The sequence below is a fragment of the Rouxiella sp. Mn2063 genome, assembly GCF_049319665.1.
In the GTDB taxonomy this organism is placed as follows: domain Bacteria; phylum Pseudomonadota; class Gammaproteobacteria; order Enterobacterales; family Enterobacteriaceae; genus JBMOUD01.
Window position 1 is genome coordinate 376,188 of sequence record NZ_JBMOUD010000003.1, and the last position, 13,905, is coordinate 390,092.

At 47.2% G+C, this 13,905-nt stretch carries 12 protein-coding genes; 9 read left to right on the plus strand and 3 right to left on the minus strand.

Going from position 1 to position 13,905, the window contains the following annotated elements; genetic code table 11:
* The first annotated feature begins 76 nt into the window (after window positions 1-76).
* Together ydiJ and ACL9RG_RS07165 are read left to right on the plus strand one after the other, a co-directional pair.
* Window positions 77-3,133, plus strand: coding sequence for a D-2-hydroxyglutarate dehydrogenase YdiJ (ydiJ, locus tag ACL9RG_RS07160; protein ID WP_422791902.1), 3,057 nt, complete (start codon window positions 77-79; stop codon window positions 3,131-3,133).
* Between the two features lie 71 nt (window positions 3,134-3,204).
* On the plus strand, window positions 3,205-3,624 hold the full coding sequence (locus tag ACL9RG_RS07165; RefSeq protein ID WP_422791903.1) for a hotdog fold thioesterase: 420 nt from the start codon (window positions 3,205-3,207) through the stop codon (window positions 3,622-3,624).
* A gap of 100 nt (window positions 3,625-3,724) precedes the next feature.
* On the opposite strand, the gene ACL9RG_RS07170 is transcribed toward ACL9RG_RS07165, so the two are convergent.
* A complete protein-coding gene (locus tag ACL9RG_RS07170; RefSeq protein ID WP_422791904.1) occupies window positions 3,725-4,129 on the minus strand; it encodes a hypothetical protein in 405 nt (134 codons plus the stop codon).
* Window positions 4,130-4,582: 453 nt separating this feature from the next.
* Between ACL9RG_RS07170 and sufA the strand changes: the two genes are divergently transcribed.
* The 7 genes from sufA to ACL9RG_RS07205 all read left to right on the plus strand — a co-directional run bounded on the left by sufA (window position 4,583) and on the right by ACL9RG_RS07205 (window position 11,569).
* Entirely contained in the window at window positions 4,583-4,954 is a 372-nt protein-coding gene (gene sufA / locus ACL9RG_RS07175) for a Fe-S cluster assembly scaffold SufA (protein WP_422791905.1), read from the plus strand.
* Between the two features lie 29 nt (window positions 4,955-4,983).
* Window positions 4,984-6,480, plus strand: coding sequence for a Fe-S cluster assembly protein SufB (gene sufB / locus ACL9RG_RS07180; protein WP_422791906.1), 1,497 nt, complete (start codon window positions 4,984-4,986; stop codon window positions 6,478-6,480).
* Between the two features lie 91 nt (window positions 6,481-6,571).
* Complete coding sequence (gene sufC / locus ACL9RG_RS07185) at window positions 6,572-7,318, plus strand: Fe-S cluster assembly ATPase SufC (RefSeq protein WP_422791907.1); 747 nt, start codon at window positions 6,572-6,574, stop codon at window positions 7,316-7,318.
* On the plus strand, window positions 7,293-8,594 hold the full coding sequence (gene sufD, locus ACL9RG_RS07190) for a Fe-S cluster assembly protein SufD (protein ID WP_422791908.1): 1,302 nt from the start codon (window positions 7,293-7,295) through the stop codon (window positions 8,592-8,594). The genes sufC and sufD overlap by 26 nt, the downstream gene beginning before the upstream one ends.
* Entirely contained in the window at window positions 8,595-9,815 is a 1,221-nt protein-coding gene (gene sufS / locus ACL9RG_RS07195; RefSeq protein ID WP_422791909.1) for a cysteine desulfurase SufS, read from the plus strand.
* Window positions 9,816-9,872: 57 nt separating this feature from the next.
* Window positions 9,873-10,289, plus strand: a complete 417-nt coding sequence (gene sufE / locus ACL9RG_RS07200; RefSeq protein ID WP_422791910.1) for a cysteine desulfuration protein SufE — start codon at window positions 9,873-9,875, stop codon at window positions 10,287-10,289.
* A gap of 281 nt (window positions 10,290-10,570) precedes the next feature.
* The gene (locus ACL9RG_RS07205) at window positions 10,571-11,569 is read left to right on the plus strand and encodes a L,D-transpeptidase family protein (protein ID WP_422791911.1); all 999 of its coding nucleotides are present in this window, start codon (window positions 10,571-10,573) and stop codon (window positions 11,567-11,569) included.
* A 194-nt stretch (window positions 11,570-11,763) separates the two neighbouring features.
* Here ACL9RG_RS07205 and ACL9RG_RS07210 read toward each other — a convergent pair whose 3' ends face one another.
* Together ACL9RG_RS07210 and pykF are read right to left on the minus strand one after the other, a co-directional pair.
* The gene (locus tag ACL9RG_RS07210; RefSeq protein WP_422791912.1) at window positions 11,764-12,000 is read right to left on the minus strand and encodes a major outer membrane lipoprotein; all 237 of its coding nucleotides are present in this window, start codon (window positions 11,998-12,000) and stop codon (window positions 11,764-11,766) included.
* Window positions 12,001-12,292: 292 nt separating this feature from the next.
* Window positions 12,293-13,705, minus strand: coding sequence for a pyruvate kinase PykF (gene pykF / locus ACL9RG_RS07215; protein ID WP_422791913.1), 1,413 nt, complete (start codon window positions 13,703-13,705; stop codon window positions 12,293-12,295).
* Window positions 13,706-13,905 lie beyond the last annotated feature (200 nt).

Below are 13,905 nucleotides of genomic sequence, written 5' to 3' on the forward strand. Positions count from 1 at the left end.
GAATATGCTGCGAAAGCCAATCTTATTCATGCAGACAACATCCATACAGATAACAACAAAGAAAGAGTCATAATCAATGATCCCACAGATTTCTCAAGCGCCGGGCGTGATTCAACTGGTGCTCGACTTTTTGGATGCATTAAAGAAAGACGGGTTTACCGGCGATGTCGCAACCAGTTATGCCGATCGCCTGACGATGGCGACCGATAACAGTGTTTATCAGCTATTGCCTGATGCCGTTGTTTTTCCTTCGGCTACGTCTGATGTCACCTTGTTGGCACGGCTTGCGGGGCAGGAGCGCTTTAAGAGTCTGGTCTTTACGCCACGAGGTGGCGGTACGGGAACTAACGGCCAGTCGCTAAACCGCGGGATCGTGGTTGATATGTCGCGCTATATGAAGCGCATCCTCGATATTAATGTAGAGCAAGGTTGGGTGAAGGTTGAGGCGGGGGTTATCAAGGATCAACTCAATGATTACTTGCGCCCGCTGGGATACTTCTTTTCACCCGAGCTTTCAACCAGTAACCGCGCCACGCTTGGCGGCATGATTAATACCGATGCGTCCGGCCAAGGCTCGCTGGTTTATGGCAAAACATCCGATCATGTGTTGGGGCTTCGTGCGGTGGTGATCGGCGGCGATTTGCTTGATACTCAGGCTATGCCGACCGCACTGGCAGAAAAGCTTGCAGAAGAAGAGTCTGTGGTTGGACGTATCTACCGCACCGTTCTGCAGAGTTGTCGTGACAATCGCCAACTGGTTATCGATAAATTCCCTAAACTTAACCGTTTCCTTACCGGTTATGATTTGCGTCATGTATTGAGTGACGACCTGCAAACTTTCGATCTCACCCGCATTCTTACCGGTTCTGAAGGCTCTTTATCGTTCATCACTGAAGCGCGACTGAATATCACGCCACTCCCTAAAGTGCGGCGATTGGTTAATATCAAGTACGATTCGTTCAATTCCGCTCTACGCAATGCGCCTTTTATGGTGGAGGCCAAGGCACTGTCAGTTGAAACCGTGGATTCCAAAGTGTTGAATCTGGCGCGTGAGGATATCGTTTGGCACAGCGTGCGTGATTACATTACTGACGTGCCGGGCAAGGATATGCAGGGCCTAAATATTGTTGAATTTGCCGGCGACGATGCGCAGTTAATTGAAGGGCAGGTGACATCGCTGTGTGAACGGCTCGATTCCCTCATCAGCGCTCAAGAAGGCGGGGTGATTGGCTACCAGGTTTGTGGTGACTTGGCAGGCATTGAGCGTATTTATAATATGCGTAAGAAAGCCGTTGGTCTGTTGGGCAATGCCAAAGGGGCCGCTAAGCCGTTACCTTTCGCTGAAGACACCTGCGTGCCTCCGCAACATCTGGCTGATTATATTGTTGAGTTTCGCGCCTTACTTGATAGCCATAACTTAAGCTACGGCATGTTTGGCCATGTTGATGCAGGGGTGCTGCACGTTCGTCCTGCGTTGGATATGTGTGACCCGCAGCAGGAGATATTGCTTAAGCAAATTTCTGACGATGTGGTGGCGCTGACGGCAAAATATGGCGGCTTGCTTTGGGGCGAGCACGGCAAAGGATTTAGAGCGGAATATAGTCCGGCCTTCTTTGGCGAAACGCTCTATAACGAATTACGGCGTATTAAAACGGCATTCGACCCGGATAACCGCCTGAACCCTGGGAAGATCTGTGCGCCTTTGGATAACAATGCGCCAATGATGAAAGTCGATGCTGCTAAGCGCGGTACGCTCGACAGACGTATTCCTGTTGAGGTGCGTACTGCTTATCGTGGCGCAATGGAGTGTAACGGTAACGGCTTGTGCTTCAATTTCGACGTAAAAAGTCCAATGTGTCCGTCGATGAAAATCACGGGCAGCCGGATTCACTCCCCTAAAGGGCGAGCGGGATTGGTACGCGAATGGCTGCGTTTATTAGCGGAACAAGGTGTTGACCCGCTTGCTTTGGAAAAAGCGCTGCCGCAGCAGGGCATTAGTTTACGTGGCATGATCGAAAAGACGCGTAACTCATGGTATGCCCGTAAAGGCGAGTATGATTTCTCACACGAGGTGAAAGACGCCATGTCAGGCTGTTTAGCCTGTAAAGCTTGTTCCACCCAGTGTCCGATTAAAATCGATGTGCCAGGATTCCGTTCTCGCTTCTTGCAGCTTTATCACACCCGCTATCTGCGCCCTGCCCGAGACTATGTTGTCGCCGGTGTTGAAAGTTATACGCCGTTGATGGCTCGTGCGCCGAAGGTGTTTAACTTCTTCTTTAAACAACCTTGGGTACAGCAGCTGAGCCGCGCCAGTGTTGGAATGGTCGACTTGCCGTTATTATCTTCGCCAACGTTACGCCAGCAATTGTTAGGTCATAGCGCGATAACGATGACGCTTGAACAGTTAGAAAGCATCCCTGTAAGCGAGCGAGATCATTATGTGTTGATCGTTCAAGACCCGTTCACCAGCTACTACGATGCGCAGGTGGTGGCTGATTTTGTGCGCTTGGTCGAAAAATTGGGTAAAAAGCCGGTACTGTTACCGTTCTCACCGAATGGAAAAGCACAACATATTAAGGGCTTCTTACAGCGCTTTGCTAAAACGGCAACGAAAACCTCGTTGTTCCTTAATCGTATGGCAAAATTGGGGATGCCGCTGGTGGGGGTCGATCCTGCTTTAGTGTTGTGTTATCGCGACGAATACAAAGAGATCCTTGGTGATGCGCGCGGCGCGTTTAATGTTGAACTGGTCCATGAATGGCTCAATAAATTACTGGCAGAACGTCCAGAACAGCAGCAAAGCGGTGAGTCTTGGTATCTGTTTGGGCACTGTACGGAAAGCACGGCATTGCCAACCAGTGGTAAACAGTGGGGCGATATCTTTGCTCGCTTTGGCGCTAAGTTAGAAAACGTCAGTGTAGGATGCTGTGGTATGGCCGGAACTTACGGGCATGAAACGAAAAATATCGAGAATTCGTTGGGTATTTATGAGCTTTCATGGCACCAGCCGTTACAACGCTTGCCGAGGCAGCGTTGTTTAGCAACCGGTTATTCTTGTCGTAGCCAGGTAAAACGCATCGAGGGAAATGGATTGCGCCATCCTTTGCAGGCGTTATTGCAAATGATCTCGTAGTCTCAATGTAAGTCGGTCTGCACGTGGACATTGGTGCAGCAACATAATGCGTTACGGCGCTAGGAGATAATATGTCACTCTGGAAACGCGAAACGACGTTGGAACAACTTAATCAGCGCAGTCAGCAATGTATGGTCGCGCACGTTGGCATTGAGTTTACGTTGTTAGCGGAAGATCATATTGAAGCCACGATGCCCGTTGATTCTCGTACTACGCAGCCGTTTGGCTTACTGCACGGCGGGGCTTCTGTTGTGCTGGCCGAGACGTTAGGCTCGATGGCGGGATATTTGTGTACGCAAGGTGAACAGCATGTGGTAGGGATTGAGATCAATGCTAACCACATTCGCTCAGCGCGCAGTGGCAACGTGCGTGGCGTGTGCCGGGCATTACACGTTGGACGCCGTAACCAAGTGTGGCAGATCGAGATTTTCGATCAGGAGCAGCATCTATGCTGTATTTCACGTTTAACGACAGCGGTCATTGAACTGTGATCTGATTGTTTATCATACGAAAGATGTAATAAGGGGCGGAGAACGCGTGTTGTTCCGCCCTTTTTATATTTTTTTTATCGAGAGTGAATTAGAATTAGTCTTAGAGCTGGAAGGGGACACGCTTAACAAAGTCAGTTTGGAAGGCGGTGGCTTTCTCCCAAATACCCATCATGGCATAATATTGGCAGATGAGTTTTAGCGTGTGTCGCGCAAAGTGATAGCTTTGCACACGAAATAAATCTTTCCTATGAGGGCTATTTATTTCGAGAATCAATCGGTTATGAAGTTTGCTTAGCGCATGCAAATAACTGTGATCGTCACCATTTTGTAGACACAAATTGGCCATGTCGAGACTGATATTGTTGTAACGTTTGAGTTGACCGATATCAGCTTCTTCACGTTGCAGTGCCGCTTGCGCCAAATAGAAATCTACGGTTGCATCGCGAATAGTGAATTTATATTCGTCAATTTTATGTTGCAGCCACGCGTTGATCGATTGAACCATTGCATCATTCCAATTGAATGAGAATTATTATCACATTGAAAAGCATCATATGGGTAATAGAGCATCGAATCAACGCTTTCATTGGTCTTTTTTAACCATTTCTTTTGTATGGTTATACAACAAAAAGAGCTTTATGAATATAGATGGCTCTAAATTCATAAATAGGTATTTCCGATGAATGTTTTAATTGGACAAAATGAGCAGTGGCAGTGCAAGCAAGTTTGTCACTGGTTTGTCAATTTTTAACAAAAAATTGACAAACTATTCAATCAGTTGATGAAGGTATCGAACAATCGCTGGCAATACTCCAGAGGTTGTTATTGATACAAAGAAATACATTCAGGACCATCTATCGCTATACCCTCTTAAAACAAGAGGTTGAAGTGAGTAGTGTAATCACTAGAATAGGGCAATAGGTCTTGTCTATTAACTAGAAGATGTGAGGTAAGACAGATGCAAACCGAAACTATTGGCACGTTCTCACTAGAAGATAATGTATGGCAAGGCGTCACTCTCACTGATCCCGCTGCCAAGCAAGTGAAGACGTTGATGACTCAAGACCCACAAGTAAAAGGGCTACAGTTATCGGTAAAAGAATCTGGTTGTGCTGGCTTTGCTTATGTTCTTGACTTAACAAAGAACCCAGCGGCCGACGATCTGGTTTTCGAGCACAATGGTGCCCAACTTTTTGTTCCGCTGAAGGCCATGCCTTTCATTGACGGAACCGAAGTTGATTACGTCCGTGAAGGGCTGAACCAGATTTTCAAATTTAATAATCCTAAAGCTCAACATGCCTGTGGGTGTGGTGAAAGCTTTGGCCTGTAAGTGCAATGTAACGAAGCGATGTAACCAACATGTCACGAAGCAACGTAGAAATTCCAGACAGCGTGCAGTCTTGGGTCGGCGAAGAGACCAAGTATAAAGAAGGTTTCTTTACTCAATTGGCAACCGATGAACTTGCGTCCGGCATCAATGAAGATGTCGTGCGAGCCATTTCTGCAAAACGCAATGAGCCTGAGTGGATGCTGGAGTTCCGTCTGCAGGCTTACCATGCATGGCTGAAAATGGAAGAGCCACACTGGCTTAAAGCCAACTACACCCCGTTGGACTATCAAGATTACAGCTATTATTCCGCACCATCTTGTGGAAGCTGTGATGATAGCTGTGGCTCACAGCCTGGTGCGACTCAACAACCGCCAGCTGAAAACAACTACCTGACCAGCGAAGTAGAAAAAGCCTTTGAACAGCTTGGCGTTCCGGTTCGTGAAGGTAAAGAAGTGGCAGTTGATGCCATTTTCGACTCCGTATCGGTATCCACTACCTATCGTGAAAAGCTGTCTGAGTCAGGCGTCATTTTCTGCTCATTCGGCGAAGCCATTCATGAATACCCTGATTTGGTGCGTAAATACCTCGGTACGGTCGTTCCGGCAGAAGATAACTTCTTTGCGGCGCTAAACGCGGCAGTTGCCTCCGATGGTACCTTTGTTTATGTCCCTAAGGGCGTTCGTTGCCCAATGGAACTGTCGACTTATTTCCGTATCAATGCAGCAAAAACCGGCCAGTTTGAACGTACAATACTGATTGCCGATGAAGGCAGCTATGTCAGCTACATTGAAGGCTGTTCTGCGCCCGTGCGTGATAGCTATCAATTGCACGCTGCGGTAGTTGAAGTGATTCTGCATAAAGATGCGGAAGTGAAATATTCAACGGTACAAAACTGGTTCTCTGGGAGCAAAGACAGCAGCGGCGGTATCCTTAACTTCGTCACCAAACGTGCGTTGTGTGAAGGTGCAGGCTCTAAAATGTCTTGGACTCAATCTGAAACCGGCTCGGCGATTACCTGGAAATATCCAAGCGTGATCCTCAAAGGTGATAACTCAATTGGTGAGTTCTTCTCGGTGGCATTGACCAGCGGTAAGCAACAGGCTGATACCGGCACCAAAATGATCCACATCGGTAAAAACACTAAATCGACCATCATCTCTAAAGGGATTTCTGCCGGCCATAGCCAGAACAGCTATCGTGGATTGGTTAAAATCCTGCCTTCTGCCGAGAATGCTCGTAACTTTACCCAGTGTGACTCCATGTTGATCGGGCCAGATAGCGCCGCCCATACCTTCCCTTATGTGGAAGTGCGTAACAGCAGCGCGCAGCTCGAACATGAAGCGACCACTTCCAAGATTGGTGATGATCAACTGTTCTACTGTTTACAACGCGGAATTAGCGAAGACGATGCTATTTCAATGATCGTAAATGGTTTCTGTAAAGACGTCTTTTCTGAGCTGCCGCTAGAGTTCGCCGTTGAGGCACAAAAACTTCTGGCCATTAGTCTTGAGCACAGTGTTGGGTAATGCCCAATCGGCTGATAAGCCCGCTTAAGCACACAGCACAAGTTTAAGTACAACAGAATTAAGTGCGCACAGGCACAAACGAAGGATACACATGTTAAGCATCAAGAATTTAAAGGTCCGTGTTGAAGAGAAGGAAATCCTGAAAGGGCTGAATCTCGAGATCAAACCGGGTGAAGTACACGCAATCATGGGCCCGAATGGCTCAGGAAAAAGTACGCTCTCTGCAACGTTAGCTGGCCGTGAAGATTATGAAGTCACCGACGGTGAAGTGGTCTTCAATGGCAAAGACTTACTCGAGCTTGACCCAGAAGATCGTGCTGGCGAAGGCGTGTTTATGGCTTTCCAGTATCCAGTTGAGATCCCTGGCGTCAGCAACCATTTCTTCTTGCAAACCGCTGTCAACGCTGTGCGTAAATACCGTGAACAGCCGCCAATGGACCGTTTCGATTTTTCAGATTTCATCGAAGAAAAAATCTCCTTGCTGAAAATGCCAGAAGATTTGCTGACGCGTTCTGTTAACGTCGGTTTCTCTGGTGGTGAGAAAAAACGTAACGACATCCTGCAGATGGCCGCATTAGAGCCAAGCCTGTGTATTCTTGATGAAACCGACTCCGGTCTGGACATCGATGCGCTGAAAATCGTTTCTAATGGCGTGAATGCGCTGCGTGATGGTAAGCGCTCTTTCATCATTGTTACCCACTACCAACGTATCCTCGACTATATCAAGCCTGACTACGTGCATGTGTTGTGGCAGGGCCGTATTGTCAAATCCGGTGATTTTAGCTTGGTTAAACAGTTAGAGGAGCAGGGTTATGGCTGGCTTACCGAGCAAGAGTAATGCACCAGCAGCCGGTAGCTCTCATGCGATGCAGCAGTTCTACCGTCTGTTTGAAAGCGCGGGTGGCGAGCAATCTTTGCACAGCCACAATCACTGGCAACAGGTTTTACGCTTAGGTTTTCCACACGCTAAGTTGGAAAACTGGAAATATACGCCGGTTTCTTCATTGCTGGGCAACCAGTTCTTCGCCCCAGAGAAACAGGCTATTACCGCTGAACAGCTGCAGGCGTTTGCTTTGCCGTTGGACGTTTACCGCTTAGTGTTTGTTGACGGGCGTTTTGATGCCGCGCTGAGCGATACACAAACTGGTGAGTTTGAAGTAGAAACCTTACGTCCAGCGACCCGACAAACGCTGCCAGAAGCAATCGAATCAGAAGTGTTTCTACATCTGACCGAAAGCCTGGCACAAGATGGCTTAGTGATTCGTTTAGCGGCGGGCAAACAGGCCGAAAAACCGCTGTATTTGTTACACATTAGCAGCGGTCGCGAAAAAGTACGTGAAGTGAATACTGCTCATCATCGCTATCATCTTTCTATTGAGAGCGGTGCTAATGCGCAAGTCATTGAGCACTATGTTAGTCAAAATGATCATGGTCATTTTACCGGCGCACGTTTGACCGCGAACATTGGTGATAATGCTGATTTCACGCATTACAAGCTGGCGTTTGAAAGCCAGTCGAGCTTCCATTTTGCGCATAATGATTTGATCATTGGCCGCGATGCTCGTGTCTCTAGCCACAGTTTCTTGCTCGGTGCAGGCCTGACTCGACACAATACCAGCGCGCAGTTGAACGGTGAAAATACTCAGCTGCAGATGAATAGCCTGGTATTGCCAATCGATGGTGATATTTGTGATACCCGTACTTACCTTGAGCACAACAAAGGTTATTGCGAGAGCCGCCAGTTGCACAAAGTGATCGTTAACGATCGTGCTAAAGCGGTGTTCAACGGTATGATCAAAGTCGCTAAGCATGCGCTGAAGACCGACGGTCAAATGACCAATAACAATTTGTTATTGAGCAAACAGGCTGAAGTTGATACCAAACCACAGTTAGAGATCTATGCTGATGACGTCAAATGTAGCCACGGTGCTACCGTAGGTCGCATTGACGACGAGCAACTGTTCTATCTGCGCGCGCGCGGTATCAGCGGTGAAGATGCACAACACATGATCATCTTTGCTTTTGCGGCTGAATTGACTGAATCGGTTGCTAATGAATCCTTGCGTGAAATCGTTATTGCGCGCATTGCCGCTCGATTAAATCGAGGTAAATAAATGAGTTTTCCACTGGAAAGAGTTCGTGCTGATTTCCCTGTCCTGAGCCGTGAAGTGCAAGGTAAGCCGTTGGCTTATCTTGATAGCGCAGCCAGCGCGCAGAAGCCACGTCAGGTCATTGAGCGTGAAGTTGAATTCTACCAGCACGGTTATGCCGCGGTTCACCGCGGCATTCACACGTTGAGTGCTGAAGCGACCGAACAGATGGAAAATGTGCGTGTCCAGGTGGCGGATTTCATTCACGCAGCTTCTGCGGAAGAAATTGTTTTCGTCAAAGGCACGACTGAAGCGATTAATCTCGTCGCCAATACGTTTGGCCGCACGCTGCTTTCTCCGGGCGATCGCATCATTATCTCTGAGATGGAACACCACGCGAATATCGTTCCTTGGCAGATGATTGCCAAAGAGCGTGGGTTGCATATCGATGTTTGGAAATTGACGCCAGAAGGGGAGTTAGACCTTTCCCTGTTTGACTCGTTAATTACCCCGCAGACGAAATTACTAGCATTAGCGCATGTTTCCAACGTTCTTGGTACGGTTAATCCAATTGAAACCATTATTCCTAAGGCTAAAGCAGCAGGATTAACGGTGTTGATTGATGGTGCTCAGGCGGTAATGCATCATAAAGTGGATGTACAGGCGCTGGATTGCGATTTCTACGTATTCTCTGGCCATAAGCTTTATGGTCCTACCGGCATCGGCGTGTTATACGGTAAGGCCGCATTGCTGGATCAGATGCCACCTTGGGAAGGCGGCGGTTCGATGATCAAACACGTCAGCCTAACCGAAGGGACAACTTTCGCTAAAGCACCTTGGCGTTTTGAGGCCGGTTCACCGAATACCGGTGGCATGATGGGGCTTGGCGCGGCAATCGACTATGTGAATGCGTTGGGACTTGATGCCATCCATGAGTATGAGCAGGAACTGATGCAATACGCTTTGGCTGAACTTGCGCAGGTGCCTGGTATTCAGATTTATGGTCCAGCTAATCGTGCGGGTGTGATCGCCTTCAATTTGGGTAAACACCATGCTTATGATGTTGGTAGCTTCCTCGACCAATATGGTATTGCTATTCGCACCGGACATCATTGTGCGATGCCATTGATGTCATTTTTTGGCGTGCCGTCAATGTGCCGTGCATCATTAGCAATGTATAACACCCGTGATGAAGTCGACCGTTTAGTGGCTGGCTTGAAGCGTATTAGCCAACTATTAGGTTAAGTTACGCGGGTATCTTGGTGTTTATTGGTTAGATAAGACGTTATTTTGGATGGTTTTATGGCAACGTTGCCAGATAAGCAAAAACTTGTACGTAATTTTTCCCGTTGCCCAAACTGGGAAGAAAAATATCTGTATGTGATTGAACTTGGTGCACAGCTTGACCCACTGAGTGATGAGCATCGCAAGGATCAGAACCTGATCTCAGGATGCCAGAGTCAGGTGTGGATTGTGATGAACAAAACACAAGACGGGACACTAAACTTCTTAGGTGATAGCGACGCGGCTATCGTTAAAGGATTATTAGCTATTGTATTCAGTGTGTATCACGGGTTATCTGCGCAACAAGTGATAGACCTTGATGTCCGTCCTTTCTTTACCGAACTAGAATTAAGCCAGCATCTGACGCCATCCCGTTCACAGGGATTGGAAGCGATGATCCGCGCTATTCGTAATAAAGCTGCTCAACTCGTCTAAGCTTTAATGGCGATCTTTTGTTGTTACCCGTTAGGATTTTTCCGCGAATGGGTAACAACAGAAGTTAACCCACTCCCTTTGTAAGCCTTTTACTTCTATTTTTTCAATGTGTTAACTGCAACTTATTCTGAATATGCGTTATTAATGAGGTGATTTGTAACGTCTTGATTTTTATTGCCTGACTAGTCTTTGTCTTGCAGGATATCGGTATGGACCTCATCAGCTTTGCTGATGACCTCTGAATTCAGAGATTCTGATAAACCAGATGAATGGGGCGTAGTATGAAATTTTCAGCAAAATTAATGGCAATGATGACGGCATTGTTGCTTGTAGTAGTCTCGATGGCGACTCAGGCGACAGAATATCCTCTGCCTGAGAAAGATAGTCGATTGATTGGCGAAAACACCACTTACACCGTGCCTGATGATGGCAAACCGCTAGAGGCGGTAGCCGCGAAGTATAAAATCGGCCTCATCGCGATGTTGGAGGCGAACCCCGGTGTTGACCCGCTGTTACCGAAAGCCGGAACTGTACTGACCATCCCAAGTCAGATGCTCTTGCCGGATACAAAACGTGAAGGTATTGTCATCAACCTTGCGGAACTGCGTCTATACTACTACCCCAAAGATAGTGGCACGGTTATTGTTTATCCTATCGGTATCGGTCAATTAGGGCGCAATACGCCGGAAATGATCACCTCCGTGAGTCAAAAAATCCCTAATCCAACCTGGACTCCTACAGTTAATATTCGCAAAGCCTACCTCAAAGACGGTATTACTTTACCTGGCGTTGTTCCTGCGGGGCCTGATAATCCGATGGGGCTATTCGCCATGCGTTTAGCGCAGGGGCAAGGACATTACTTGATCCATGGTACCAATGCTAATTTCGGCATTGGCATGCGCGTCAGCTCCGGTTGTATCCGTTTACGCCCTGATGATATCGAAGCGCTATTTAAAAGTGTGCCGAAAGGGACGCGGGTGCAGGTGATCAACCAGCCGATTAAATTTGCTATTGAGCCTGATGGTAAACGCTATGTTGAAGTGCACCAGCCGCTCTCTCGCACGGAAAAAGATGATCCTCAAACAATGCTTATCGTGTTAACTCGTGCCATCAAAGCGTTTGAGGGCAATAAAGAAACCGATAAAGAGGTTATGACTCAAGCGATTACCCGACGCTCTGGGATGCCGGTGTTAGTCAACGTGGGGACCGCAGAAGTGGATGTTGCTGCGGCATCGCAAAAAATTTCATTCGCGGTACCCGTAAGCGCGAATGCGGACTAAAACGTCTAGAACGCAGTGTAGGCTGTTTTAATAGGATAGAGTTATGGCAAGGTGACTTTATCTCTGTATGCAGCCTACAGCCGTTACAGGACGTTTTGTAGGGCGGCATCAGGGAAAAGTACAATATTGTGAAAGAGTCTTTAGATAAAAAAAATGGCGCACAATGTGCGCCATTTTATTATGAGAAGTAAATATTACTTCTTGTAAGCGTGAGCTTGGTTGTCAAGACGTTGGTTAGCACGTGCTGCGTCGTCTTTAGCTGCTTGAACGTCAGAACGGATTGCGTTCACGTCGTTGCTCAGTTGGTCAACTTTAGAGTTCAAAGTTGAAACGTCTGAAGACAGTTGGTCGATTTTAGCGTTGCTTGAACAACCAGCCAGCAGAGTAGAAGCCAAAACTACTGCGCCCAATACCAATTTAGTGCGATTCATTATAAAACCCTCTAGATTAAGTTAATCTCCATGTAGCCTTACAAGTATTACACAAACCATTTTCTAATGAGAATAATTTTTTATCGGTAAATGCTTAAATTTGTTCGTTCGCTCAAAGAAGCATCTTTTTTTACACAAATCTTAAAAAAAAGTAGCTAAAACAGGCTTATTCCATGGGAGTAGTCCCATTTACAGAATATCCTAAAATTTTAAAAGATTTGCTTTAAGGAAGGATAAGATAAAAAAAACGCCGCATAAGCGGCGTTTTAAAAGCTGAATCGCTGGGAATCAGTTAGACAACATGTACAGAAGCAGTGTTAGTCGTGCCGCTTTGTACTAATGCGCCAGAAACCATGACCACTACGTCGCCTTTTTGTGCGAAACCGCTAGCCAGCGCAGCTTCTTTACCAATGCGATAGAAATCGTCTGTTGAGGCAATTTCTTTAACCAGTTGGGTATTAACACCTTTGGTCAGGATTAGCTGACGGGCGGTAACTTCATTGGTAGTCAAAGCCAGGATGGTAGCGTGCGGGAAGTATTTGCGAACGGATTTTGCAGATTTACCGCCGCTAGTAGCAACGACGATCAATGGAGCATCCAGTTTCTCGGCAGTTTCTACTGCACCGCGGCAAACTGCTTCAGTGATGCGCATTTTACGATTATCGTTCAAGCTGTCGATGCGGCTGTTCATCACGCGGTCAGTACGCTCACAGATGGTCGCCATGATGGTCACGGCTTCCAAAGGATATTTACCTTTAGCGCTTTCACCAGAAAGCATAACAGCATCGGTGCCATCGATGATGGCGTTAGCAACGTCGCCCGCTTCTGCACGAGTAGGGCGCGGGTTTTTGATCATCGAATCGAGCATTTGAGTCGCAGTGATAACCACTTTGCGTGCGCGGTTACATTTCTCGATCATCATTTTCTGTGCGAAGATCACTTCTTCTACTGGGATCTCAACACCCAAATCGCCGCGTGCAACCATGATGCCGTCAGAAGCTTCGAGGATTTCGTCGAAGTTGTTCATGCCTTCTTGGTTTTCGATTTTAGAGATGATCTGGATATGTTCGCCGCCATGAGCTTTCAGATGTTCACGGATCTCTACCACGTCAGAACGTTTACGGATAAAGGACGCAGCAACGAAATCAACGCCTTGCTCACAACCGAAGATCAGGTCTTGCTTATCTTTTTCTGCCAGAGCTGGCAGAGCGATAGAAACACCAGGCAAGTTAACGCCTTTGTTCTCGCCCAGGTCACCGTTGTTCAGTACCTTACAAACGACTTCTTTTTCGGTAACTTCAATCACTTCCATACCGATCAGGCCATCATCAACCAGCACGGTATTACCCACTTTCAGATCGTTAGCAAAACCGGCATAAGTCACAGCAACGCGCTCGCTGTTACCTACAACGCTCTGATCGGTAGTGAATACGAATGTCTGTCCTGCAACCAGCGGTGCATCTTTACCGCCTTCGAGTTTGATGGTGCGGATTTCTGGGCCTTTGGTGTCCAGCAGAATAGCGGCTTTGTGGCCGGTTGCTGCCATAACATTACGGATATTTTTGATACGGCGGCCGTGTTCTTCGTAATCACCGTGAGAGAAGTTCAAACGCATAACATTCATGCCTGCATCAAGCAGACGGGTCAACATTTCTTCAGATTCGGTTTTTGGACCGATAGTACAAACGATCTTAGTCTTTTTCATGACGTTTTATCTACAAGTTGTGATGGATTGGAAAGAGGGCGCTAGGCAGCGAAGCCGCTGGCGCAGAATTGGGTGGAAACCTGGTTGAGTGAAGCAAAACATTACTAAAAAAAGATGAGTTGGAAGCAACTGTGATGTTGCGTTCGACAAAGGCATAGCAGCTTTGACGATGATTAATCGTTGCGAGTGTAGAAGAACTT

What these genes read in the sequence shown, in the direction of transcription:
- sufE (WP_422791910.1), top strand. Translation starts at nt 9,873, where the DNA reads ATGGCAACGTTGCCAGATAAGCAAAAACTTGTACGTAATTTTTCCCGT.
- sufS (WP_422791909.1), top strand. Translation starts at nt 8,595, where the DNA reads ATGAGTTTTCCACTGGAAAGAGTTCGTGCTGATTTCCCTGTCCTGAGC.
- ACL9RG_RS07205 (WP_422791911.1), top strand. Translation starts at nt 10,571, where the DNA reads ATGAAATTTTCAGCAAAATTAATGGCAATGATGACGGCATTGTTGCTT.
- ACL9RG_RS07165 (WP_422791903.1), top strand. Translation starts at nt 3,205, where the DNA reads ATGTCACTCTGGAAACGCGAAACGACGTTGGAACAACTTAATCAGCGC.
- sufC (WP_422791907.1), top strand. Translation starts at nt 6,572, where the DNA reads ATGTTAAGCATCAAGAATTTAAAGGTCCGTGTTGAAGAGAAGGAAATC.
- ACL9RG_RS07170 (WP_422791904.1), bottom strand. Translation starts at nt 4,129, where the DNA reads ATGGTTCAATCGATCAACGCGTGGCTGCAACATAAAATTGACGAATAT.
- ydiJ (WP_422791902.1), top strand. Translation starts at nt 77, where the DNA reads ATGATCCCACAGATTTCTCAAGCGCCGGGCGTGATTCAACTGGTGCTC.
- sufD (WP_422791908.1), top strand. Translation starts at nt 7,293, where the DNA reads ATGGCTGGCTTACCGAGCAAGAGTAATGCACCAGCAGCCGGTAGCTCT.
- sufA (WP_422791905.1), top strand. Translation starts at nt 4,583, where the DNA reads ATGCAAACCGAAACTATTGGCACGTTCTCACTAGAAGATAATGTATGG.
- ACL9RG_RS07210 (WP_422791912.1), bottom strand. Translation starts at nt 12,000, where the DNA reads ATGAATCGCACTAAATTGGTATTGGGCGCAGTAGTTTTGGCTTCTACT.
- sufB (WP_422791906.1), top strand. Translation starts at nt 4,984, where the DNA reads ATGTCACGAAGCAACGTAGAAATTCCAGACAGCGTGCAGTCTTGGGTC.
- pykF (WP_422791913.1), bottom strand. Translation starts at nt 13,705, where the DNA reads ATGAAAAAGACTAAGATCGTTTGTACTATCGGTCCAAAAACCGAATCT.